We start from the raw sequence: 22384 nt of genomic DNA, 5'->3' as shown, positions 1-22384 counted from the left end.
ACCCGGCGAACGGAGTGAGGGAGGCGGCGCCGATGGCGCGATTCGGTGATGGCCTGGCCCTCGGACCCGATCTGTCCAGCGCCGCCGCGACGGCGGTCGAGCAGGCGCTCGCGCCGCTCAGCGCGGCGCCCGACCTGGTGTGCGTGTTCGTCACCGGCGACGACCCGGACCAGGTCGAGGAGGCCGCGCAGGCGGCGCAGCGCGCGGCCGGTCCGGCGCTGGTGCTGGGGTGCAGCGCGTCCGGCGTGATCGGGGCCGGGCGCGGGGTGGAGGAGCGGGGCGCGGTGAGCGCGTGGGCGGCGGTGCTGCCCGGCGCGCGTCTCGACCCGTTCCGGCTGGAGACGCTGAAGGGCGACGACCGGCTCATCGTGGTCGGCATGCCGGAGGCCCAGGACGACGACGTGGTCGGCGTGCTGCTGGCCGACCCGTACAGCTTCCCGGTGGACGCGTTCGTGGAGCGCTCGGACGAGGCGCTGCCCGGGCTGCCGCTGGTCGGCGGGCTGGCCGAGGGCAGCGGGCTCGGCGAGACCGGGCACGGCGAGGCGCGGCTGTTCGTCGGCGGCGAGGTCTACCGGGAGGGCGCGGTCGGCGTGGTGATCGGCGGGGCCGTCGCGGCCGCCACGGTGGTCAGCCAGGGCGCCCGCCCGATCGGCCCGGACATGGTGGTGACGAGGGCCGAGGAGAACGTCCTGTACGAGCTGGCGGGCGTGCCGGCGCTGGAGAAGCTGGAGCAGATCGTCCTCGGGCTGCCGGAGGAGGAGCAGGAGCTCGCCGGGCGCGGGCTGCTGATCGGCGTCGCGATGGACGAGTACGCCGACGAGCACGAGCACGGCGACTTCCTCGTGCGCGGCGTGGTGGGCGCCGACACCGACACCGGCGCCATCGCGATCGGCGACGTGGTGGACGTGGGGCGCACCGTCCGGTTCCAGGTCCGGGACGCGGGCGCCGCCGAGGAGGACCTCGCCGCGCTGCTGGAGCGGTTCGACCTCGCGCCGGTCGAGGGCGCGCTGCTGATCTCCTGCAACGGCCGGGGGCAGGCGATGTTCCCCGACTCCGACCACGACGCCAAGGTGCTGGACCGCGCCTTCGGCCCCGCCGGGGTGGGCGGGTTCTTCGCGGCGGGGGAGATCGGCCCGGTCGCGGGGCGCAACCACGTGCACGGGTTCACCGCCTCGATCCTCGCGTTCGGCCGGGCCGAGGAGGGCGTTTGAGCGCCGTCCTCGCGGTGGACATCGGCGGCACGAAGCTCGCCGCCGCGCTGGTCGAGCCCGACGGGCGCGTCACCGCGCACGACCGGGCCCCGACCCCGAACGCCCCGGGCGTCGACGGCGAGGAGCTGTGGCGGGCGCTGGAGGCGCTGCTCGGCAAGCTCGCCGCGGACGCCGGGGACCCGCCCCTCACGGGCGTCGGGGTGGGCTGCGGCGGGCCGATGACCTGGCCGGCCGCCGAGGTGTCCCCGCTGAACATCCCGGCGTGGCGGGGCTTCCCGCTGCGCGAGCGGCTCCGCGCCCGGTACCCGGGCCTGCCCGTCCGCATCCACAACGACGCGGTCTGCGTCGCGATCGGCGAGCACTGGCTCGGCGCGGGGCGCGGGCACGACAACGTCCTCGGCATGGTGGTGTCCACGGGCGTCGGCGGCGGGCTCATGCTCGGCGGACGCCTGGTGAACGGCGCCAGCGGCAACGCCGGGCACATCGGGCACGTCATCGTCGAGCCCGACGGGCCGCCCTGCGGCTGCGGGGGCCGCGGCTGCCTGGAGGCGGTCGCGCGGGGCCCCGGGCTGGTCGCGTGGGCGCGGGAGCAGGGCTGGCGGCCCGGGAGCGCGGACGCCACCGGCGTGGAGCTGACCGAGGACGCCCGCCGCGGGGATCCGGTGGCGGGCGCGGCCATGCGCCGGGCGGGCCGCGCCCTCGGCATCGCGATCGCGTCCGCGACGCACCTGTGCGATCTGGAGGTCGCGGCGATCGGCGGCGGCCTGTCGCAGGCGGGGCGGCTGCTGTTCGACCCGCTGGAGGAGGCGTTCGGCGAGCACGCGCGGATGGAGTTCGCGCGGCGCCTGAGGATCGTCCCCGCCGAGCTCGGGCAGACCGCGGGCCTGGTCGGCGCCGCCGCCCTGGTCTACGCCCAAGATCGCTATTGGAGTGCCGGATAAGTCGGGCATGCAAGGATGAGCGCATGAGCGAAGCGGCCCGGGGGGTGTGGGGGGCCGGCCCCCCGCGAGCGAGGACGAGCGGCGCCGGTCCGGCCTCCGTCGGCGTCGACGACGTCCGCGCCGCCCGGGAGCTGCTGGGCGGGGTGGCCGTGCCGACGCCGCTGATCCCCTCCCGGGTGCTGTCGGAGCAGATCGGCGGGCCCGTCCTGCTGAAGTGCGAGAACCTGCAGCGCACCGGCTCCTTCAAGATCCGGGGCGCGTACGTGCGGATCGCCCGGCTGAGCGAGCGGGAGCGGGCGGGCGGCGTGGTCGCGGCGAGCGCGGGCAACCACGCGCAGGGCGTCGCCCTCGCCGCCTCGATGCTCGGCTGCAAGGCCACGGTGTTCATGCCGGTCGGCGCCCCTCTGCCGAAGATCGCCGCGACCCGCGGCTACGGCGCCGAGGTCGTCTTCCCCGGGCCGACCGTGGACGACTGCCTCGTCGCCGCGCAGGAGTACGCGGACGAGTGCGGCGCGGTCTTCATCCACCCGTTCGACCATCCCGACGTCGTCGCGGGGCAGGCCACGATCGGCCTGGAGGTCATGGAGCAGTGCCCGGAGGCGCGGACGATCGTGTCGCCGGTGGGCGGCGGCGGGCTGCTGGCCGGGGTCGCGGCGGCCGTGAAGGGCCTGGCGAAGGAGACCGGCGGCGGGGACGTCAAGCTCGTCGGCGCGCAGGCCAAGCGGGCCGCGGCGTTCCCGCCCTCGCTCGCGGCGGGCAGGCCCACCCAGATCGGGATCGAGCGCACGATGGCGGACGGCATCGCGGTCGGCCGTCCCGGCCGCCTGACCTACGCCATGTTCACCGAGCTGGTGGACGCCGTCGTCACCGTGACCGAGGAGTCGATCTCCCAGGCCCTGCTGCTCTGCCTCGAACGCGCGAAGCAGGTCGTGGAGCCCGCGGGCGCGGCGGGCGTCGCGGCCCTGCTGGAGCACGCCTACGCCGTCGAGCCGCCCGTCGTGGTGCTGCTGTCGGGCGGCAACATCGACCCGCTGCTGCTGTCGAAGGTGCTGCGGCACGGGCTCGCGGGCGCGGGGCGGTACCTGGTGGTGCGCTGCCGCCTGAAGGACCGCCCGGGCGCCCTGGTGACCCTGCTGAGCGAGCTGGCCGAGCTGGGGGTCAACGTCCTGGACGTCATGCACGAGCGGATGGCGGCCCGCCTCCACGTCGAGGAGGCCGAGGTGCTCATGCACCTGGAGACCCGCGGGGCCGACCACTCCGAGGACGTCATCGGCCGCCTGCGCGAGAAGGGCTACACCCTCACGCTGAGCTAGCGGCGCGCGGCCGGCTCGGCGTGAGGGTGCGGCGGGCCGGTCCTACAGGGACGGCTTGCCCTCGGAGTAGAGCCAGGCCTTGGCCCAGGCGTCCAGGTCCTTGCGGGAGAGGCGCTCGGCGAAGCGCACGAAGTCCTTCGTTGAGGCGTTGCCGTACCGGTGGGCCGCCGGCCACGCCTTCAGCAGCTCCGAGAACGCCCGCTCGCCGATCTTCGTGCGCAGCACGTGGACCGCCATCGCGCCACGGTCGTAGACGAGCCCGTCGAAGATGTGGTCGCGGCCCGGGTCGGCGACCCTGCCCGTCCACAGGCCGTCGCTCGCGGGCGTGGCGTAGGTGTCGTCGAACTGCTTCTGGACGGACGGGCCGCCGTGCGCCGCCCCGTACATCCACTCCGAGTACGTCGCGAAGCCCTCGTTCAGCCAGATGTCGGCCCACCTGGCCGGGGACACCGAGTCGCCGAACCACTGGTGGCCCAGCTCGTGCGCGAGCAGGCTGGTGCTCGGGATGCCGCCCGGACGGCGCCCGAGGTCGTACACGGGGCGGCCCTGCGTCTCCAGCGCGTAGCCGACGCCGGCCTTGACGACGATGCCGCCGGTCGAGGTGAACGGGTAGCGGCCGTAGAGCCCGTTCTGGAAGTCGGTGACCTCGGCGGTCTGGTCGTGGAACTTCTTCGCGTCCTCGGGCTTGATGGCCATGGCCCGGTCGGTGGCGGTCAGGTTGGGGATGCCCGCCTTCGTCCGTCCGGTGACCACGTCGTACCGGCCGATGGCGATCATGGCGAGTTCGCTGGCCATCGGGTTGCGGACGTCCCAGCGCGTGGTCGTCCAGCCGCCCGCGGTCCGCTTGCCGCGCGGGTCGCCGTTGGCGAGCGTGGTGAGGCCGCTCGGGGCCGTCAGCGTGTAGGTGTAGGTCGCCTTGTCGGTCGGGTGGTCGTTGACCGGGTAGACGGTGGCGGCGCCGAACGGCTGGTTCAGCATCACCGCGCCGTCGGGGGTCGGCACCCAGCCGGACACGCCCAGCGCGTCGTCGTTGATCGTCTGCGGAACGCCGGAGTACGCCACCGTCACGGTGAAGGCGCGGCGGTTCCGGATGCCCTTGCGCGGGGTGATGACCAGTTCCTGGGCGCCCGTCCGCGCGTAGGTCGCGTCGCGGCCGTCGACCTTCAGGGAAGAGATCTTCAGCGGGCCGAGGAAGTCGAGGTCGAACCGGGACAGGTTCTGCGTCGCCCGCGCCGTCACGCGGGTCACCGCCTGGATCCCCTTGGTCGCGGGATCGTATTTCAGCCCGATGTCGTAGTGGGCGACGTCGTAGCCGCCGTTGCCCATGTCGGGGAAGTAGGGGTCGCCCGCGCCGGGCGCCCCGGGGGTGAACCGCTCGGCGGCGCCGGCGGGCGCCGCGGTCACCGCGAGGCTCGCCGCGACGCCCAGCGTCACGGCCGCCAGCGCTCTGGGGGTTCTGCTCATCGACCTCGTCCTCGGTAGCGTCGGTGGACCGTCATGACCGCGCTCAAGACTTTCTCGTGGAGCGAGCCCGCACAAGCGCGATTTGGTATCGAATCTGCTTGTCAGGTGAGGTTTTTGTGGCTGGGCACCGCATTCGGTCACCAACTCAGCGGTTTGGTCTTCGAATGGAGCCAGGTCTGGAACAGCGTCGTGAGCCTTTGGCCCGACACGCGTTCGGCCAGCGCGGTGAACTGCGGCGTCGTGGCGGTGGAGTGGCGGTGCTCGGCGGTCCACGTCCGCAGGATCGTGAAGAACGCCCTGTCGCCGACCCGCTCGCGGAGCGCCTGGAGCGTCATCGCGCCGCGGACGTAGACGGAGAAGCCGAACATCTTCGCGGCGCCCGGCGCTCCCGGCGGCGGGCTGAAGATCGGCGAGCTCGCGGGCAGCGCGTGGTACCGCTCGAAGATCTTCTTGGCCGAGTCCCGGCCGGTGCGCTCGCGCCACAGCCACTCGGCGTAGGTGGCGAAGCCCTCGTTCAGCCAGATGTCGCTCCAGTCGCGCAGCCCGACGCTGTCGCCGAACCACTGGTGGGCCATCTCGTGGACGATGAAGCCCTCGTCCGGCGCGAATCCGCCGTAGACGGGACGCTCCTGGGTTTCCAGGGCATAGCCCAGCTTCGGGTCGTCGACGATGCCGCCCGCCGTCGCGAACGGGTACGGGCCGAAGATCGGCGCCGCCCACCGCATCACCTTGACGGTGGTGCCCTCCAGCCGCCCGGCGGCCGACCGGAACGCCGGATCGACGGCCGTGATCACCGGGACGCCGTCCACCTCGGTCCGCCGCACGTCGAACCGCCCGATGGCCACCGTGGCCAGGTAGCTCGCCATCGGCGCGTCCTCGGCCCACTCGTAGGTGGCGGTCGCGGCGCCGGTGCGGACGGGGCCGGGCCGCCCGTTCGCAACGGCGCGCAGGCCCTTCGGGACGGTGATGTGGAACGCGTACGTGGCCTTGTCGCGGGGATGGTCGTTCACCGGCAGCCAGGTTGACGCGCCGTCCGGCTCGGAGGCGACGACCGCGCCGTCCTTGCTCGGGACCCACCCGTAGGCGCCGTAGGTCTTGTCCCCGACCGGCGACGGCCTGCCCGCGTACCGGACCGCGACCCGGAACGTCCGCCCGGCGCGGATCGGCTCGGCGGGCGTGATCACCAGCTCCCGGCCCGCGCGGCGGTGGCGCGCCTCCCGGCCGTCCACCGCGACGGCGGTGATCTGCGGGCCGCGGAAGTCGAGGTCGAACGCCGACAGGTCCTGGGCGGCCGTCGCGGTGACGGTCACCGCCGCGTCGACCGCTCCGGTCCTGACGCCCGCGTAGGCCAGCGCGACGTCGTAGTGGACGACGTCGTAGCCTCCGTTGCCCGCCCCCTCGAAGTAGGGGTCGCCCAAGCCCGCCGCTCCCGGGGAGGGCGTGCCGCAGGCCGGCGACGGCGGTACGGCGGGCGGCAAGGGCTGTGGACAAGGTGCGGCCGCCCGCCGCTCCGCCGCGGCGCCCGGGTCCTCGGACGCGGACGCGGCGCCGGGCGACCCGATCAGGAACGCGACGGCAAAGGCCGCGGTCGTCCGCCGAGAAGGCCCGTTCATCAGGCCGATGCTGGTGGACCGCCCGCCCCGCCGGGCCGGGGACCGGCCGGGCTTTCCGCGCTCCTTGCCGAGCCTTCACCCGTAGCGGACCGGGACCGCCCCGTCATTTGGACGGGCGGCCCCGCTGGTACAGCCAGTCGTCGAAGAACGCGTCCAGCTTCTTGCCCGACACCCGGTTCGCCGTCGCGATGAACTGCTTCGTCGTCCCGGAGGAGTGCCGGTGCTCCTTCGTCCAGGTCTGGAGGATCTTGTAGAACACGTCCTCGCCCACCCGGGCGCGCAGCGCGACCAGCGTCATGCCGCCCCGGTCGTACACCGACCGGCCGAACATCTGCTTGCGCCCCGGGTCGCCGGGCGGGACGTCCCACAGCTCCTGGCCGCCGACGCCGTTGTAGGCCTCGTCGAAGTGCTGCTGCACCGTCTGGCCGCCGGTCTTCTCGTCCCACAGCCACTCGGCGTAGGTCGCGAAGCCCTCGTTCAGCCAGATGTCCTGCCACCGCGACAGGCTGACGCTGTCGCCGAACCACTGGTGCGCCAGCTCGTGGGCGACGATCATCGGCTGGAGCCCGAACGCCCCGTACACCGGCCGCGTCTGCGTCTCCAGCGCGAAGCCGACGTCGGCGTTGTCGATCAGGCCGCCGGTCGAGGAGAACGGGTACGGGCCGAACAGCTTCGACCACTCGTCGACGACCCGGGCGTTCAGCTGGTGGAACTGGTCGATGTTCACGCCGGAGGTGGTCGCGTCCACAGCCGTGATGTTGGGGACGCCGCCGGCGGTCCTGCCCGTCCGCACCGAGAACCGGCCGACGTCGACCGTCGCCAGGTAGGTGGCCATCGGGTCCTTGACCCGCCACTTCGAGGTCGTCGTGGCGCCCGCCCCGGCGCGGTGGGCGACCGGCACGACGCCCGGTCCGTCCGTCGGCCCGGTGGTCGGGGGTTCGGTGGTCGGGAGTTCGGTGGGCGGCCCGCCCGGAAGGCCCGGCGGCGTTCCGGTGCCCGGCGCGCCGCCGCCGGAGGAGTCCTGCGGCGGCGAGTCCGGCTCGCCGTTGGCGATCGCCGTCAGCCCCTGCGGGACCGTGATCTCGAAGTCGAAGGTGGCCTTGTCGCTCGGGTGGTCGTTGCTCGGGAACCAGGTGTGCGCGCCGCTCGGCTGGCACGCCACGAAGACGCCGTCGGACGTGCGGATCCAGCCGTACCGGCCGAGCACCGGGTCCGACACCGGCTGCGGCGTCCCCGAGTAGGCGACCACCGTGGTGAAGGTGCTGCCCTTCTCCAGGGGCTTGGCGGGCGTCACCTCCAGCTCGCCGCCGCCGCGCTGCTGCCGCGCGGGCGCGCCGTCCACCTTGATGGAGGACACGTCCAGGCCGGTCAGGTCGAGGTTGAACCGGGCGAGCCTCGCGGTCGCCCTGGCGGTGATCGTCGCGACGCCGTCGAGCTGCTTCGGGCCGTCCGGCGTGATGGTGAGCTTCAGCCCGTAGTGCTGGACGTCGTAGCCGCCGTTGCCGTTGCCCGGCACGTAGTCGTCGCCCGCGGTCGTCGGGCCCGCCGGGCCGTTCACCGCCGGACCCTTGGGTGAGCCGGACGCGCCCGGGTCGTCGAACGGGGTCTGGCAGGCCGCGGTCAGCGACCCCGCGATCGCCAGGGCTGCCAGCCCCGGAACGCCGCGCGACGCGGCGCCGCGGACGGCCCTCCGGCCGTTACGACGAGGACTGGGTGAGTTTCCGGCCATATGCACGCCGTCCAGCCTGCCCGGACGAGACCCCGCCCGGCAACTCGGACGGCGCCGGAACCCCCGCCGGCGGGGCGATGTCAGCGATGGGAGTAGGGATTGGGCCGGTGCGGGTCGGCCTTCACGACGACGGTCTGCGCCACCTTGCAATGCAGCGCCTGCTTGCGCTGGTCCCAGAGGATCCACGCGACGTCGATCAGGCCGATGCACCCGCAGACGCCGCCGAGCACGCTGTAGAACGCGGAGCGCCCCGCGGCCTGGCCCGTGGTGATCGCCTGCCCGTCGTCGGCCCGGACGACCCGCGTCCGCACCAGCATCTTCCCGAGCGTCTGCCCCCACTTCGCGTGCATCAGCCAGAAGTAGAAGAAGGCCAGCACGACGCTGATCGCGTTCGTCCCCACCCGGGCGCCGTCGTACATGGAGGTGCCCGGCTCAGGGTTGACGACGTTGTTCCAGTTGACGAACGGGATCGAGATCAGGCCCGTCACGATGCCGATGATGACGAGGTCGACGATGCCCCCGCCGAGCCGCGCCCAGCGGCTCGCCAGCTCCCCGGAGGGATGCGCGTACCCGCCCGCCCCGTAGCCGGGGTGCGGCTGCCCGTATCCCGGCTGGGCGCCGTACGGCTGCTGCTGCCACTGGCCCTGCTCACCGTACGGCTGCTGCCCGTACTGCTGTTGCTGTCCGTACTGCTGCTGCTCGCCGTAGGGCTGCTGCCCCCACTGCTGCCCGCCCCACTGCTGCTCCCCGTAGGGCTGCTGGCCGTACCCCTGCTGTTCGTACCCCTGCTGGCCGCCGGGTGGCTGCTGCCCTCCGTGCGGTGGCTGCTCGCCGTAGGGAGGCTGCTCGCCGTATGGGGGCCGCTGTTCCTGGGGCGGTTCCCCGTACGGCTGCCGGCCGCCGTAGGGGCCCGGCCGGCCGGGCTGCTCCTGCTCCCCGTGCGGCCGGTCGTCTTCTGGCTCTCGCCCGGACGCGGGGTCGTGCGGCGGTTGCGTCATGCCGTGAGGGTCGCCGCGTCACCGCGGGCCAACCCTGCCGCGCCCGGGTGGAGCCGGAATGTTTACCCCCGCGTGGCCGGCCCTTGCCGGGCCGGGATCAGGACGGGTCCCGCTCGCGGGCGTAGGGGTTCGGCGTCCACGGCGTCGCCTTCACCACCACCGTCCCGGCCACCTTGTCGTGCACCGCCTGGCGCCGTTCGTCCCACAGGATCCAGGCGTTGTCGAGCAGGCCGACGAGGCCGAGGATCCCCGCGACGGGCGTGAGGAGGTTCAGCGCCCCCGTCGTGATGCTGATGGCGTAGACGAACGCCTGCCTGCCGAGCGCCTGCCCCCAGCTCACCGCCGACAGGTCGGAGGCTCGCACCAGCCGGATGCCGAACGCCTTCTTGCCGAGCGTCTGCCCCCACCGGGCGTGCAGGACGGTGAAGTACGCGAAGCCCAGCAGGAACGCGATCGCGTACCCGGTGAGCAGGCGCGGGATGTTGTAGAGGTCCAGCGGGTTCGTCATCGTCTCGCCGGACTCGGCCATGTCCCGCACCCGGTCCCAGCGGATGGAGAACAGGACGGCCGGCGTCGCCGCGAAGCCGATGACGAAGCTGTCGAGGATTCCCGCGCCGAGCCGCAGGAGCCGTCCGGCGGTCATGTCCTGCGGGCCCTGCGGGCCGGGGTGGTGGTAGCCGGGAGGGCCGTAGCCCGGGGCGGGCGGCGCCTGCGGCGGCGGGGCCCCGGGGTGGCCGTACCCCGCCCCGGGGACGGCCTGGGCCGGAGGCCCGCCGTACGAGCCCTGGTAGGGCGGCGGGCGTTCGGGGGTGGCGGGGGCCTCGCCCTGCGGCCGGTCAGGAGGTTGCCAGCCGCTGTCCGGCTTCGGGGTGTCCTGGGGTGGTTCGCTCATGGCCCCACAGTGTGCCGGGTGCGGGCGGCGCGCGGTCGCCCGGGCGGCGACCGCCCCCGGACGCGGGCGCGTCCGGGGCCGGTCCCCCGAGTCCGGGCGCCGCGGCGTCGAGGCTCGCCGCGGCGCCGCGGGGTCACAGGTTGCCGCGGCGCTCCTGCTCCCGCTCGATCGCCTCGAACAGCGCCTTGAAGTTGCCCTTGCCGAAGCCGAGCGAGCCGTGCCGCTCGATCAGCTCGAAGAACACCGTCGGGCGGTCCTGGACGGGCTTGGTGAAGATCTGCAGCAGGTAGCCGTCCTCGTCCCGGTCGACGAGGATCCGGCGCTTCTGCAGCTCCTCGATCGGCACCCGCACCTGGCCGATGCGCTCGCGCAGCTCCGGGTCCTCGTAGTAGGAGTCGGGGCTCTCCAGGAACTCCACGCCCGCGGCGCGCATCCGGTCGACCGACGCCAGGATGTCGCCCGTGGCGAGCGCGATGTGCTGGACGCCCGGCCCGCCGTAGAACTCCAGGTACTCGTCGATCTGCGACTTGCGCTTGCTCTCCGCGGGCTCGTTCAGGGGGAACTTCACCTTGCGGGTGCCGTCCGCGACGACCTTGGACATCAGCGCCGAGTACTCGGTCGCGATGTCGTCGCCGACGAACTCCGCCATGTCGGTGAAGCCCATGACGCGGTGGTAGAAGTCGGCCCACTCGTCCATGCGCTCGACGTTGCCGACGCAGTGGTCGATCGCCTGGAAGAACCGCTTGCCCACGGGCTCCACGACGGGCTCGGCGGGCTCGAACCCCGGCAGGTAGGGGCCGGTGTAGTTGGAGCGGTCGACCAGCGTGTGCCGGGTCTCGCCGTAGGTGGCGATCGCCGCGACCGTCACCTTCCCGAACCGGTCCTCCAGGACGTGCGGCTCCTCCAGCCCGGTGGCGCCCTTCGCGAGCGCGTGCCGGTAGGCGTGCTCGACGTCGGGCACCTCGATCGCGAGGTCCACCACGCCGTCGCCGTGCTCGGCGATGTGCCGCCCGATCTCGGTGCCCGCCTTCACCGGGCCGCGGAACACGAACCGGGCGCCGCCCGACTCCAGCACGTGCACCGCCTCGTCCGGGCTGCCGTTCTCCGGGCCCCGGTAGGCGACCCTGCGCATCCCGAACGCGGTCGAGTAGTAGTGGGCGGCCTGTTTGGCGTTGCCGACGGCGAAGACGACGGCGTCCATACCCTTGACCGGAAACTCATCCATGCCACCTAATCTCGACATACGCCTGCAAGGTGCGCAAGAGCGGGCGGAATCACTGGTCAATCTGTACAGTACAAACGTGATCTGACCGGTCGCTCTGTGCAGGGTGACCACGACCACAGGAGGGTGCCGTGCCGATCGACGAACTGGACGGCCGGCTGATCGAGCTGTTCGCGGCCGAGCCCAGGGTCGGCGTCCTGGAGGCGTCCCGGCGGCTCGGGGTGGCGCGCGGCACCGTGCAGGCGCGGCTGGACCGGCTCGCGCGCGACGGCGTCATCGCCGGCCACGGCCCGGAGATCGACCCGGCCGCGCTCGGCTACGGGGTGACGGCCTTCGTGACGCTGCAGTTGCGGCAGGCGGGCGGCCACGACCCGGTGGCGGCCCGGCTCGCCCAGGTGCCCGAGGTGATCGAGGCCCACACCATCACCGGCCCCGGCGACATGCTGTGCCGCATCGTCGCCCGCAGCAACACCGACCTCCAGCGCGTCATCGACGTGATCGTGGACGTCGCCGGCGTGGAGCGCGCCTCCTCGGTGATCTCCCTCGCCACCCAGATCCCGTACCGCACCCTGCCCCTCGTCCGCGCGGTCTCCGGCCCCGCCCGGGCGGAGGCGCCCCGCGGACGCGCGCCCGGATAGGGGCGAACAAGCAACGACCGCCGGGCGGCATCCGCCCGGCGGTCTTCACCTCCGCAGTGTCGAGGGACGGCGGCTACGCGCCGCCGTAGGGGGTGGCGTCGAGGACCTCCACGGTCATCGATCGGCCGTTGGGGAGGTTGTAGGTGGCCTTCTCGCCGACCTTCTTGCCGTCGATGGCGGCACCGAGCGGCGACTTCGGGGAGTAGACGTCGATGGGGGCGCCGACCTCCTCGCGGGAGGCGAGCAGGAAGGTCACCTCCTCGTCGTCGCCCTCGAACGAGACCGTGACGGTCATGCCGGGCCCGACGACGCCCTCCGTGCGGGGGGCCTCGCCGACGCGGGCGTTCTCCAGGATGCCCTGGAGCTGGAGGATCCGGCCCTCGATCTTGCCCTGCTCCTCCTTGGCCGCGTGGTAGCCGCCGTTCTCGCGCAGGTCGCCCTCCTCCCGCGCCGCCTCGATCTTCTGAGCGATCTCGATGCGGCCCGGGCCCGACAGGTGGTCCAGCTCAGCCTTGAGCCGGTCGTACGCCTCCTGGGTGAGCCAGGTGACGTTGTCAGCGCGGGTCTCGGTCACGGGTACTCCTCATCCACATGGTGCGATCTCACCCGCCCCCGCGGGCGGGCGTCACATCGACATGAAGTGCGGCTGGGTGAAACCTCTAGCCTATCCGGTGTGTGCGGGTAAAGGTTCCCTGAACACGGCGTCCGCAATCCGCCAAACCGTGTTCCGTCACTCACCGGGCGTATCGGTCGGCCGGTGGCGGCAGGGTCAGACCTTGCGGCAGTCGCGGATCCTGGCCCCGGTGGCCCGCCGCGGCGTCCGCAGCGTCTCGGCCCCCTTCACACTGGACGTCCCGGGCGGGACGGACACCTCCTTCTGCGCGAGCACCGCGAAGTCGGTGTCGTAGGCGTCCACCGTGCAGCGCACGTCGTCGTCCTTCCCCTTGGCCACCGTGTAGTTGATCTCGACCGACGTGTCGGTGATGTCGTAGGTGACGGTCTGCGGGACGATCCCCGGCGTCTGCCCCGTGTGCGCCGCGAGGATGCCGAAGCCGGCCGCCATCACCGCCGCGAGGAGGCCGACGGCGGCCAGGCCGAGGCGGCTCCGCCGGGACTCGGCCGGAGCCGCTGGTTTCGACACGCTCGTCGTCATGGCGGGAATCCTCGTGCGGGGTTTCGGTGTTGTCAGGGACAATTCATTCTCGTCTGTCATGGCGCGTGCCTCGAACCGGGGGCCGCTCAACAGTCCGGAGAGGGAGACCCCCAAGTGTCCGAGGTCATCGACGGTACGTCCGGCGTCTTCGACGGCGCGGCGCTCGAACGGCCGTGCGGCGGCGACGAGCCCCTGCGTCTCATGGCGGTGCACGCGCACCCCGACGACGAGTCCAGCAAGGGCGCGGCCACGATGGCGCGCTACGTGGCCGACGGCGTCGAGGTACTCGTCGTCACCTGCACCGGCGGCGAGCGCGGCGACATCCTGAACCCCGCGATGGACCGCCCCGAGGTCAAGGCCGACATCGGCAAGGTCCGCGAGGCGGAGATGGCGCGGGCCCGCGAGATCCTCGGCGTCGACCAGCGCTGGCTCGGGTTCGTCGACTCCGGCTTCCCCGAGGGCGACCCGCTGCCGCCGCTGCCGGAGGGCTGCTTCGCGCTGGAGCCGCTGGAGACCGCCGCCGAGCCGCTGGTGCGCGCGGTCCGCGAGTTCCGCCCGCACGTGATGCTCACCTACGACGAGAAGGGCGGCTACCCCCACCCCGACCACGTGAAGTGCCACGAGGTGTCGGTGGAGGCGTTCGAGGCCGCGGGCGACCCGGAGCGCTACCCGGGCACGGGCGACCCCTGGCAGCCGCTGAAGCTCTACTACCACATGACCTTCAGCAAGGACCGCATCCTCACCCTGCACGCCGCCATGGAGAAGGCCGGCCTCGAGTCGCCCTACGGCGACTGGCTGAAGCGCTTCGAGGAGGAGGGCGAGGAGCGCGCCCGGTGGGAGGTCACCACGCGGGTGCCCTGCGCCGACCACTTCGAGACCCGTGACCAGGCCCTGCTCGCCCACGCCACCCAGATCGACCCGAACGGGTTCTGGTTCGTCGTCCCGCTGGACGTCCAGCGCGAGGCATGGCCGACCGAGGACTACCATTTGGCCAGGTCCCTGGTCGACACGGAACTGCCGGAGGACGACCTGTTCGCCGGCATCCGGGAGAAGGTGTGTCTGTGATGGCTGCCGTCCACGCCCTGCCGCTGAACGCCATGCCGCTGAACGACGACACGGTCAGCCCCGGCATGCTCGGCTTCGTGGTGTTCCTGCTCCTGCTGGCCGCGACGGTCCTGCTGATCCGGTCGATGGGCAAGCAGATGAAGAAGATCCAGGCGCCCCGCGAGGCCGACCTGAGGCAGCAGGAGTGGGAGCGCGCGGAGGCGGCCAAGGCGGCGAGGGCCGGCACGGCGGCCAAGGCCTCCGACGACGACGCCTGACCCGCCCCGGCGCCGGTTGGGCGCCGCCTCCTCCGGGGAGGATCTTCGACGTGCGCGCGAACCCCGATGACTCCTACCGCGACCTCCCGTCCGCGGAGCTGCGCCGCGCCCTCGACCGCCATCTCGCCGGAACGGCCTCCGGCGAGGGGGAGGTGGAGGCCGAGGGCCTGGCCCTGCTGGAGGGGGAACGCTGGGCGGAGGCCGCCGAGACGCTGGAGGAGGCCCTGCGCCGCGCCGAGCGGGGCGGCGACCTCCACGCGGTGCTGGCGGCGCGCCACGACCTCGCCCGGGCGCTGATCGGCGGCGGCGACCTCGACCGCGCGATCGGGCTGCTCGGCCCGCTGCCGGACGAGTTCGCCGCCCTGCCGGAGCCGGACGAGCACGCCCGTGCCCGCGCGCTGGAGAGCCTCGGCGAGGCCTACCTGCGCGCGAACCGTCCCGTCGCGGCCCTGAACTTCTTCGGCCAGGCCCTGGAGATCCTGCGCAGGCTGGACGCGGTCCGCGGGCAGGCCGCGATGTTCGTCCACATCGCCGACGCCGCCCGCCTGCGCGGCGACGACGCGGCCGAGCGCGCCGCCCTCGACCGCGCCGCGGAGCTGATCCGCCCGACCTGATCCGCCCGGGCCTACACCTTGCGGTGGTCCCAGCTCACGACCCGGTCGGGCTCCATGACGATGAGGACCCGCTTGGCCAGCGCCTGCTCGATGCCCTCGGCGATGACCGGGTCGACCGGCTCGCCCATCGCCGGGACGGGCAGCCCCGCCATCCGGGAGCCGACGACCATGCCGACCTTGGACCGCGGCTCGGGGTCCTCGACGACCAGGCCCCGCCCGTAGAGGGCGACGCCGCGCAGCTCGTTGTACTCCACGCCGTCCTCGACCAGGCACGTCATGACCGGGTTGCGGCGCAGGTTGATCACTTTCTGCGAGGACTTGTACGTGGTGAAGGCGATCCTGCCCTCGTACAGCGTGTAGAACATCGTCACCAGGTGGGGCTCGCCGTCCTTGCCGACGGTCGCGACCTGCACCTTGAAGTTGGCGGCCAGGTAGGCGGCCACCTCCTCGGGCGTCATCTTGATCTTGTCGCGCTTGCTCCCGGCCAACGGGCCCTCCTCGGGTCGTCTGCATCGCGCACAGAATAACCAAGCGCTTGCCCGGCCCTTCGACCGGCACCATGGGTGCATGTCCGTTCGCGATCTCACCGTCCTCGGCTCCGCCAGCGCGGTGCCCACCCGGTCCCGCAACCACAACGGCTACCTGCTGCGCTGGGACGGGCACGGCGTCCTGTTCGACCCTGGGGAGGGCACGCAGCGGCAGATGACGCACGCCGGGCTCTCCGCGAATGACGTGACCTGGATCTGCGTGACGCACTTCCACGGCGACCACTGCCTCGGGGTGCCGGGGATCGTCCAGCGCATCGCCCGCGACGGCGTCGCGCACCCGGTGAACGCGGCGTTCCCGGCGAGCGGCAGGCCCTACTGGGAGCGGCTGCGGCACGCGGCCGCGTTCCGCGACACCGACGTCATCCGCGAGCGGCCGGTGTCCGGCGAGCGGACGGAACTCGACACCGGCGACGCCCCGTTCAGCCTGGTCGCACGGCGGCTGTCCCACCCCGTCGAGGCGTACGGGTACCGGCTGGAGGAGCCCGACGGCGTGACGATGCTGCCGGACGAGCTCGCCGCGCGCGGCGTCAGGGGGCCGCTGATCCGCCGCCTCCAGGAGGAGGGCCGCGTCACCACGCCCGCCGGCCGGACGGTCGCGCTGGCCGAGTGCAGCGTGACCAGGCCCGGGCAGAAGGTCGCGTTCGTCATGGACACCCGGCTCTGCGACGGCGTCCGCGAGCTGGCCGCCGGGGTGGACATGCTCGTCATCGAGTCCACCTTCCTGGGCGAGGACGCGGCCCTGGCCGCCGAGTACGGGCACCTCACCGCCGCCCAGGCGGGCGCGGTGGCGGCGGAGGCGGGCGTGGGGCGGCTCGTCCTGACCCACTTCTCCGAGCGCTACCCCGCCGCCGACGAGCACCGCTTCACGGACGAGGCGTCCGCCGCGTTCGGCGGCGACATCACCCTCGTCCACGATCTGGACCGGATCCCGCTGCCACCGCGCCGTCTGACCTGACGGGAAGGTGGGCAGGACCAGGGCATGGCTGACGAAGTCGATGTCGTGGTGATCGGTCTCGGCCCCGGGGGCGAGGACGCGGCGGGCAGGCTCGCCGAGGCGGGCCTGTCGGTCGTCGGCGTCGAGTCGCGGCTGGTCGGAGGGGAGTGCCCCTTCTACGCCTGCGTCCCCACCAAGATGATGGTGCGCGCCGCCGGGCTGGTCGCCGAGGCCGGGCGCGTCCCCGGCATGGCGGGCGAGGCGTCCGTCCGGCCCGACTGGGGGCCGGTGGCCGCCCGGATCCGCGACGAGGCGACCCACGGGTGGGACGACACGGCCGCCGCCGACCGCCTCACCGGCAAGGGCGTGCGGCTGGTGCGCGGCCAGGGCCGCATCACCGGCCCCCGCGAGGTGACCGTGGGCGACCAGGTCTTCGCCGCCCGGCGCGGCATCGTGCTCAACACCGGAACCTCGCCCACGGCCCCGCCCGTCGACGGCCTCGCCGGCACGCCGTACTGGACGAACCGTGAGGCCGTCCAGGCGACGGAGGTCCCCGAGTCGCTGCTGGTCCTCGGCGGCGGCGTGGTCGGCGTCGAGACGGCCCAGGTCTTCTCCCGCTTCGACTGCCGCGTCACGGTCGTCGAGGCGGCCGACCGCCTCCTCGTCAACGACGAGCCGGAGTCGGGCGCTCTGCTGCGCGAGGTCTTCGAACGCGAGGGCATCGGCGTGCGCACCGGCGTGGACGTCACCCGCGTCACCCACGACGGGTCCGAGTTCACGATGCACCTCGGCGGCGAGACGCTCATCGCCGACCGCCTCCTCGTCGCGACCGGGCGCCGCCCCAACCTCCGGGGGCTCGGCCTCGGCGCCGTCGGCCTGGACGAGAACGCCCGCCGGATCGCCGTGGACGGCCACATGCGCGCGGCCGACGGCGTGTGGGCGATCGGCGACATCACCGGCATGGGCGCGTTCACGCACGTCTCGATGTACCAGGCGGCCGTGGCGGTCCGGGACGTCCTCAGGGAGGAGGGGCCGCCCGCCGCCTACCGCGCCGTGCCGCGCGTCACCTTCACCGACCCTGAGATCGCGTCCGTCGGCCTCACCGAGGCCCAGGCCCGCGACCAGAACCTTCCGGTCCGCACGGCCGTCGTGCCGCTCGCCGAGTCGACCCGCGGCTGGATCCACAAGGCCGGCAACGACGGCTTCGTCAAGCTGGTCGAGGACGTCGAGTGGGGCACCCTGGTCGGCGCCACCGCCGCGGGGCCGTCGGGCGGGGAGGTGCTCGGCCTCCTGGCCCTCGCCGTCCACACCGAGACCCCCACCGCCTCCCTCCGCGAGATGATCTACGCGTATCCCACCTTCCACCGCACCGTCGAGTCCGCCCTCGCCGATCTCGCCGCGCAGGCGCGGGGGGAGTGAGGCGGCGGCCGGATCGGGCAGGATCGGGGGCATGAACCGGCTCAAGGACGCGACCAGCCCGTACCTGCTCCAGCACGCCGGCAATCCGGTGGAGTGGTGGGAGTGGACCGGGGAGGCGTTCGCCGAGGCGCGGCGGCGCGACGTCCCCGTCCTGCTCTCCGTCGGATACGCCGCCTGCCACTGGTGCCACGTCATGGCGCACGAGTCCTTCGAGGACGGCGAGACGGCGCGGGCGATGAACGAGCTGTTCGTGAACATCAAGGTCGACCGGGAGGAGCGCCCGGACATCGACGCCGTCTACATGGAGGCGACGCAGGCCATGACGGGCCAGGGCGGCTGGCCGATGACGGTGTTCATGACCCCGGAGGGGCATCCGTTCTACTGCGGGACGTACTTCCCGCGGGCGCAGTTCCGGGCGCTGCTCCAGGCCGTCCACAAGGCGTGGACGGAGCAGCGCGACGACGTCGCCCAGCAGGGCCAGCAGGTCGTGGAGGCGCTGACCTCGCGCGGTTCGGGCCTCGCCGGGACGGAGGCGCCCGGCGACGGGGTGCTCGCGCATGCGGTGAAGGTGCTCGCGGGCTCCTACGACGCGGTGCGCGGCGGGTTCGGCGGCGCCCCGAAGTTCCCGCCGTCGATGGCGCTGGAGTTCCTGCTGCGCCACCACGCGCGCACGGGCGACGACGAGTCGCTGGCGATGGCGTCCCGCACGCTGGAGGCGATGGCCCGCGGCGGGATGTACGACCAGCTCGGCGGCGGGTTCGCGCGGTACTCGGTGGACGAGCGGTGGATCGTGCCGCACTTCGAGAAGATGCTCTACGACAACGCTCTGCTGGCCCGCGTCTACGCGCACTGGTGGCGGCTGACGGGGACGCCCTTCGCGCGGCGGGTCGCGCTGGAGACCTGCGACTGGATGCTGCGCGACCTGCGCACGGACCAGGGCGGACTCGCCTCGGCGCTGGACGCCGACAGCGAGGGCGTCGAGGGCAGGTACTACGTGTGGACGCCCGAGCAGCTGCGGGAGGTCCTCGGCGACGAGGACGGCGCGTTCGCGGAGACCCTGTTCGAGGTGACGGGGACGTTCGAGCACGGCACCTCCGTCCTCCAGCTTCTGAGCGATCCCGAGGACGTCGAGCGGTACGAGCGCGTGCGCACCGCGCTGCTCACGGCCCGCGCGCGGCGGATCCCGCCGGCGCGGGACGACAAGGTGGTGGCGGCGTGGAACGGGCTCGCCGTCGCGGCGCTGGCGGAGTGCGGCGCGCTGTTCGATCGGCCGGACCTGGTCCGGGCGGCCGAGGAGGTCGCGCGCCTGCTGGTGGAGGTCCATCTGCGGGACGGCCGGCTGGCGCGCACGTCCAAGGACGGGACGGCGGGCGCGAACACCGGCGTCCTGGAGGACTACGGCGACGTGGCCGAGGGCCTGCTCGCCCTGCACGCCGTCACCGGCGACCCGCGCCACGTGCGGCTGGCCGGTGAGCTGCTGAACACCGTCCTCGAACGGTTCGCCGACGGGTCCGGCGGCTTCTACGACACGGCCGACGACGCCGAGCGCCTGTTCCGGCGCCCGCAGGACCCGACCGACAACGCGACGCCGTCGGGGCAGTTCGCGGCGGCGGGGGCGCTGCTGTCGTTCGCCGCGCTGACCGGGTCGGACTGGCACCGGCAGGCGGCGCAGGACGCGCTGGCGCCCGCCGGGGCGCTGGCGGACAAGCACGCGCGGTTCGCGGGCTGGGGGCTCGCCGTGGCCGAGGCCCTCGCCACCGGTCCGGTCGAGATCGCGGTGATCGGCGATCCCGACGACGCGCGCACCCGCGCGCTGCACCGGACGGCCCTCATGGCGGTCGCCCCGGGCGCGGTGGTCAGCGCCGGCCCGCCGGGCGCCGAGGGCGTGCCTCTCCTGGAGGGGCGGGGCCTGGTGGACGGGGAGCCCGCGGCGTACGTCTGCCGGGGGTTCGTCTGCCGGCTGCCCGTGACGACCCAGGCCGAGCTGAACCGCGAACTGCGTGGGCAATTGGACTGAGGGTCCACTTTATGGCAACGTGACCTTGATCTCAGCTGCCCGGGCTGTTACTACTGAGTAACTGGGGCGTTCCTGACCCAACGGGGTGGAGCGGCCGAGGGTGTCATCAGGCCCCCCGGGTATCTGGACGATGGCCGACCTTCTGGGTCATAGTCGTGTCCGGTGCACGGTCAGGAGCCGGCGCAGGGCGACCATCGAGGGAGCGTGGCAGTGGGAAAGCCGAACCGCCGGGTGCTACCGACGATCATCGGCGTCTCCGTGCTGACGACGCTCGCCGCCAACACCGCCGTCCTCGTCGCGCGCGACGACGGCGCGGCGGACCCGCCGCGCGGCGAGCAGCGCGCCCGCTTCGTGGCCGCGTCCGGCAGCACCGGCCTGTCGCCCACGGCGGTCGCGCCGCTCGGCAAGCGGCTCGTCCCGCACGTCCTGGTGGCGGCGCCGACCACCCTTCCGGCCGACTTCGTCCAGAAGGTCCGCGGCGCCAAGGGCGTGAAGGGCGTCGAGGTCGTCGACGCCGTGCAGGGCATGGTCGCGGGCAAGCGCGTGGGGCTGATGGGCGTCAATCCGTCCACGTTCCGCAACTACACGCCGAAGCCGACCGCCAAGTCGGACGCGCTCTGGCGCAACGTCGCCTCCGGCGACGTCGCCATCTCCTTCACGATGGGCAGCGACGGCGGGGTCGAGCTCGGCAGTCAGGTGCCCGTCGGCGGCAAGCAGCACCAGTCGCAACTGCGGGTGGGCGCGTACGCGACGATGGGCGTCAGCGACGTCGACGCGGTCGTCTCGCACGCCACCGCGCAGGCCCTCGGACTGCCGACCGGCAACGCGATGCTGGTCAGCGTCCCGAAGACGGCGCCGAAGGCGTTCATCACGAAGCTGCGCAAGGCGCTGCCGAAGGGCGCCAAGGCCGTCGCGGTCAACCCGGAGATCGACTTCCCGAAGTCCGGGAACGTGCCGGCCGCCGACGGCCAGGTCATGACGGCCGGCCAGGTCCGGACGGTGATCAAGGCGGCCTACACCCGGCTCGGCTGGCCGTACGTGTGGGGCGGCGAGTCCGAGGCCGAGGGCGGGTACGACTGCTCCGGCCTGATGCAGTACGCGTTCGCCAGGGCGGGCATCCGGCTCCCGCGCGTCGCCGCCGACCAGGCCCGCGCCGGCTGGGTCGTCCCCTACAGCAAGGCCGAGCCGGGCGACATGCTCATCTGGGCCAACGACCCGACCGCGCCCGGCTACATCTCGCACATCGCCCTCTACCTGGGCCAGGGCAAGATGCTGGCGGCCCCGCGGACGGGCACGGTGGTGCAGATCCAGAACGTCTACACCCGCAACATGCGCGGCGCCGTCCGCGTCAGCCCGAAGAGGGCCGCCGCGCTGGCGCGCTGACCCGCCCGTCGCGGGCGCCGGTCACAGCGGGCAGCCGCGGGCCAGGAACTCCAGGTTGCGGTCGACGAGCCCGGGAAGCTCCTCGGTCGTCGCGCGCCCTTCCATCCACTGGTACATGGCCGCCTGGAGCACGCCGAGGACGGCCCAGGAGAACGTCTGCACGTCCGGGTCGTCGGGGCGCCGCCCGGTCCGGTGGCCGACGACGTCGGTCAGCATGGCGAACGTGCCCTCGCGCAGCGCCTCGAACGTGCGGGCGCGCAGCGCCGGGACCTGGGCGGTGAGCCGCAGCCGGGCGTTGACCACGTCCAGGTCGGTCTCGTACATCACGGGGAGCATCTCGCGGAGCGTGGCGCGCAGCGCCTCGATGGGGGACAGCCCGGCCGGCTGGCCCCGCATGACCTCCGCCATGATCGGGTCGTACTCGTCGGTGACGACCACGTCCTCCTTGGTGGGGAAGTAGCGGAAGAACGTGCTCGGCGAGATCTCGGCCGCCGCCGCGATCTGCTCCACGGTCGTCTCGTCGTAGCCCCGCTCGCCGAACAGGCGGAGGGCGTGGTCCTGGATCGCCCGGCGGGTCCGCAGCTTCTTGCGCTCCCGCAGCGGCATCCGGGAGAGCCGGTCCTCCAGCCGGTCGACGGCGTGCTCACGGGACGGCGTGCTCATGCCCCGATTCTCGTGCATCGGCGGAGGGGGCCGCATCCGCCCGGGCCCGGCCGGGCTGGAAGAAGAACAGGAGCAGGGCGGCCGCGACCGCGGCGGCGGCGCACGCGGCGAACACCGCGTCCATGCCGTGGACGTAGGCGCCGCGGGCCGAGGCGAGCAGGCCGGCGTCGCCCAGCCGTCCGGCGACGGCGACGGCGCCGCCGATGGAGTCGCGCGCCGCGCCCCCCCCCGCCGGCCGCCGTCCGCCCGGGGGCCCCCGGGCCCTGGCGCGCGCCCACCCCAGCCAGCCGCGGGCCGAGACCCCCAGAGT

Annotated in this window: 21 protein-coding genes and 1 pseudogene; 11 read left to right on the top strand and 11 right to left on the bottom strand. The window is 73.4% G+C overall.

What is annotated here, in order from left to right; all coding sequences use genetic code 11:
* Positions 1-32 precede the first annotated feature (32 nt).
* Genes ABWI04_RS29185 through ilvA form a run of 3 tightly spaced genes read left to right on the top strand, consistent with a single transcriptional unit; the run spans position 33 to position 3465 of the window.
* A complete protein-coding gene (locus ABWI04_RS29185) occupies positions 33-1211 on the top strand; it encodes an FIST signal transduction protein (protein ID WP_345176917.1) in 1179 nt (392 codons plus the stop codon).
* Positions 1208-2152, top strand: a complete 945-nt coding sequence (locus tag ABWI04_RS29180) for an ROK family protein (RefSeq protein WP_345176918.1) — start codon at positions 1208-1210, stop codon at positions 2150-2152. The genes ABWI04_RS29185 and ABWI04_RS29180 overlap by 4 nt, the downstream gene beginning before the upstream one ends.
* Before the next feature lie 23 nt (positions 2153-2175).
* Complete coding sequence (gene ilvA / locus ABWI04_RS29175; RefSeq protein WP_345176919.1) at positions 2176-3465, top strand: threonine ammonia-lyase; 1290 nt, start codon at positions 2176-2178, stop codon at positions 3463-3465.
* Positions 3466-3507: 42 nt separating this feature from the next.
* Here ilvA and ABWI04_RS29170 read toward each other — a convergent pair whose 3' ends face one another.
* From ABWI04_RS29170 to hppD, 6 genes are all read right to left on the bottom strand, one after another.
* Complete coding sequence (locus tag ABWI04_RS29170; RefSeq protein WP_353834459.1) at positions 3508-4929, bottom strand: M1 family metallopeptidase; 1422 nt, start codon at positions 4927-4929, stop codon at positions 3508-3510.
* 137 nt (positions 4930-5066) lie between these two features.
* Positions 5067-6542 (bottom strand): M1 family metallopeptidase, encoded by a 1476-nt coding sequence (locus ABWI04_RS29165; protein WP_353834458.1) that lies wholly within the window; start codon positions 6540-6542, stop codon positions 5067-5069.
* Positions 6543-6645: 103 nt separating this feature from the next.
* Entirely contained in the window at positions 6646-8271 is a 1626-nt protein-coding gene (locus ABWI04_RS29160; RefSeq protein WP_345177228.1) for a M1 family aminopeptidase, read from the bottom strand.
* An 80-nt stretch (positions 8272-8351) separates the two neighbouring features.
* Positions 8352-9269, bottom strand: a complete 918-nt coding sequence (locus ABWI04_RS29155) for an RDD family protein (RefSeq protein ID WP_345176925.1) — start codon at positions 9267-9269, stop codon at positions 8352-8354.
* 97 nt (positions 9270-9366) lie between these two features.
* A complete protein-coding gene (locus tag ABWI04_RS29150) occupies positions 9367-10161 on the bottom strand; it encodes an RDD family protein (RefSeq protein ID WP_353834457.1) in 795 nt (264 codons plus the stop codon).
* 133 nt (positions 10162-10294) lie between these two features.
* Positions 10295-11386, bottom strand: a complete 1092-nt coding sequence (hppD, locus tag ABWI04_RS29145; protein ID WP_345176929.1) for a 4-hydroxyphenylpyruvate dioxygenase — start codon at positions 11384-11386, stop codon at positions 10295-10297.
* A 128-nt stretch (positions 11387-11514) separates the two neighbouring features.
* Between hppD and ABWI04_RS29140 the strand changes: the two genes are divergently transcribed.
* Positions 11515-12021 (top strand): Lrp/AsnC family transcriptional regulator, encoded by a 507-nt coding sequence (locus tag ABWI04_RS29140; protein ID WP_345176931.1) that lies wholly within the window; start codon positions 11515-11517, stop codon positions 12019-12021.
* Between the two features lie 73 nt (positions 12022-12094).
* On the opposite strand, the gene greA is transcribed toward ABWI04_RS29140, so the two are convergent.
* Both greA and ABWI04_RS29130 read right to left on the bottom strand, forming a co-directional pair.
* Positions 12095-12595, bottom strand: a complete 501-nt coding sequence (gene greA, locus ABWI04_RS29135) for a transcription elongation factor GreA (RefSeq protein ID WP_179843970.1) — start codon at positions 12593-12595, stop codon at positions 12095-12097.
* A gap of 195 nt (positions 12596-12790) precedes the next feature.
* Entirely contained in the window at positions 12791-13174 is a 384-nt protein-coding gene (locus ABWI04_RS29130; protein ID WP_353834456.1) for a DUF4307 domain-containing protein, read from the bottom strand.
* A 201-nt stretch (positions 13175-13375) separates the two neighbouring features.
* Between ABWI04_RS29130 and mca the strand changes: the two genes are divergently transcribed.
* Genes mca through ABWI04_RS29115 form a run of 3 tightly spaced genes read left to right on the top strand, consistent with a single transcriptional unit; the run spans position 13376 to position 15110 of the window.
* Entirely contained in the window at positions 13376-14239 is an 864-nt protein-coding gene (gene mca, locus ABWI04_RS29125; protein ID WP_345177229.1) for a mycothiol conjugate amidase Mca, read from the top strand.
* Positions 14239-14496, top strand: a complete 258-nt coding sequence (locus ABWI04_RS29120) for a hypothetical protein (RefSeq protein ID WP_345176935.1) — start codon at positions 14239-14241, stop codon at positions 14494-14496. Before mca ends, ABWI04_RS29120 begins: the two co-directional genes overlap by 1 nt.
* Positions 14497-14546: 50 nt before the next feature.
* Entirely contained in the window at positions 14547-15110 is a 564-nt protein-coding gene (locus ABWI04_RS29115; protein WP_345176938.1) for a tetratricopeptide repeat protein, read from the top strand.
* 11 nt (positions 15111-15121) lie between these two features.
* On the opposite strand, the gene ABWI04_RS29110 is transcribed toward ABWI04_RS29115, so the two are convergent.
* Complete coding sequence (locus tag ABWI04_RS29110) at positions 15122-15598, bottom strand: pyridoxamine 5'-phosphate oxidase family protein (RefSeq protein WP_345176939.1); 477 nt, start codon at positions 15596-15598, stop codon at positions 15122-15124.
* A gap of 79 nt (positions 15599-15677) precedes the next feature.
* Between ABWI04_RS29110 and ABWI04_RS29105 the strand changes: the two genes are divergently transcribed.
* The 4 genes from ABWI04_RS29105 to ABWI04_RS29090 all read left to right on the top strand — a co-directional run bounded on the left by ABWI04_RS29105 (position 15678) and on the right by ABWI04_RS29090 (position 21411).
* Positions 15678-16613 (top strand): ribonuclease Z, encoded by a 936-nt coding sequence (locus ABWI04_RS29105; RefSeq protein ID WP_345176941.1) that lies wholly within the window; start codon positions 15678-15680, stop codon positions 16611-16613.
* Between the two features lie 24 nt (positions 16614-16637).
* Positions 16638-18011, top strand: coding sequence for a dihydrolipoyl dehydrogenase family protein (locus ABWI04_RS29100; protein WP_353834455.1), 1374 nt, complete (start codon positions 16638-16640; stop codon positions 18009-18011).
* Between the two features lie 31 nt (positions 18012-18042).
* Entirely contained in the window at positions 18043-20028 is a 1986-nt protein-coding gene (locus ABWI04_RS29095; RefSeq protein WP_345176945.1) for a thioredoxin domain-containing protein, read from the top strand.
* 210 nt (positions 20029-20238) lie between these two features.
* Complete coding sequence (locus tag ABWI04_RS29090; RefSeq protein WP_345176946.1) at positions 20239-21411, top strand: C40 family peptidase; 1173 nt, start codon at positions 20239-20241, stop codon at positions 21409-21411.
* Positions 21412-21432: 21 nt separating this feature from the next.
* Here the strand turns inward: ABWI04_RS29090 and ABWI04_RS29085 are convergent, their stop codons facing one another.
* Positions 21433-22074 carry an acyl-CoA-like ligand-binding transcription factor gene (locus ABWI04_RS29085; protein WP_345176949.1) on the bottom strand — a complete coding sequence of 214 codons (642 nt, stop codon included), beginning with the start codon at positions 22072-22074 and terminating at the stop codon, positions 21433-21435.
* Positions 22055-22384 (bottom strand): annotated as a pseudogene (locus tag ABWI04_RS29080) (hypothetical protein); the annotation flags it as partial. The pseudogene ABWI04_RS29080 and the gene ABWI04_RS29085, both read right to left, overlap by 20 nt.

This window comes from Actinomadura sp. NPDC000929, assembly GCF_040492065.1.
GTDB lineage: Bacteria > Actinomycetota > Actinomycetes > Streptosporangiales > Streptosporangiaceae > Spirillospora > Spirillospora verrucosospora.
This window is presented reverse-complemented; position numbering and strand designations above follow the sequence as displayed.

Coding starts and splice junctions, on each gene's coding strand:
- ABWI04_RS29185 (WP_345176917.1), top strand. CDS start 33: ATGGCGCGATTCGGTGATGGCCTGGCCCTCGGACCCGATCTGTCCAGC.
- ABWI04_RS29160 (WP_345177228.1), bottom strand. CDS start 8,271: ATGGCCGGAAACTCACCCAGTCCTCGTCGTAACGGCCGGAGGGCCGTC.
- ABWI04_RS29155 (WP_345176925.1), bottom strand. CDS start 9,269: ATGACGCAACCGCCGCACGACCCCGCGTCCGGGCGAGAGCCAGAAGAC.
- ABWI04_RS29085 (WP_345176949.1), bottom strand. CDS start 22,074: ATGAGCACGCCGTCCCGTGAGCACGCCGTCGACCGGCTGGAGGACCGG.
- ABWI04_RS29100 (WP_353834455.1), top strand. CDS start 16,638: ATGGCTGACGAAGTCGATGTCGTGGTGATCGGTCTCGGCCCCGGGGGC.
- ABWI04_RS29170 (WP_353834459.1), bottom strand. CDS start 4,929: ATGAGCAGAACCCCCAGAGCGCTGGCGGCCGTGACGCTGGGCGTCGCG.
- hppD (WP_345176929.1), bottom strand. CDS start 11,386: ATGGATGAGTTTCCGGTCAAGGGTATGGACGCCGTCGTCTTCGCCGTC.
- ABWI04_RS29105 (WP_345176941.1), top strand. CDS start 15,678: ATGTCCGTTCGCGATCTCACCGTCCTCGGCTCCGCCAGCGCGGTGCCC.
- ilvA (WP_345176919.1), top strand. CDS start 2,176: ATGAGCGAAGCGGCCCGGGGGGTGTGGGGGGCCGGCCCCCCGCGAGCG.
- ABWI04_RS29120 (WP_345176935.1), top strand. CDS start 14,239: ATGGCTGCCGTCCACGCCCTGCCGCTGAACGCCATGCCGCTGAACGAC.
- ABWI04_RS29165 (WP_353834458.1), bottom strand. CDS start 6,542: ATGAACGGGCCTTCTCGGCGGACGACCGCGGCCTTTGCCGTCGCGTTC.
- ABWI04_RS29130 (WP_353834456.1), bottom strand. CDS start 13,174: ATGACGACGAGCGTGTCGAAACCAGCGGCTCCGGCCGAGTCCCGGCGG.
- ABWI04_RS29150 (WP_353834457.1), bottom strand. CDS start 10,161: ATGAGCGAACCACCCCAGGACACCCCGAAGCCGGACAGCGGCTGGCAA.
- mca (WP_345177229.1), top strand. CDS start 13,376: ATGGCGGTGCACGCGCACCCCGACGACGAGTCCAGCAAGGGCGCGGCC.
- ABWI04_RS29095 (WP_345176945.1), top strand. CDS start 18,043: ATGAACCGGCTCAAGGACGCGACCAGCCCGTACCTGCTCCAGCACGCC.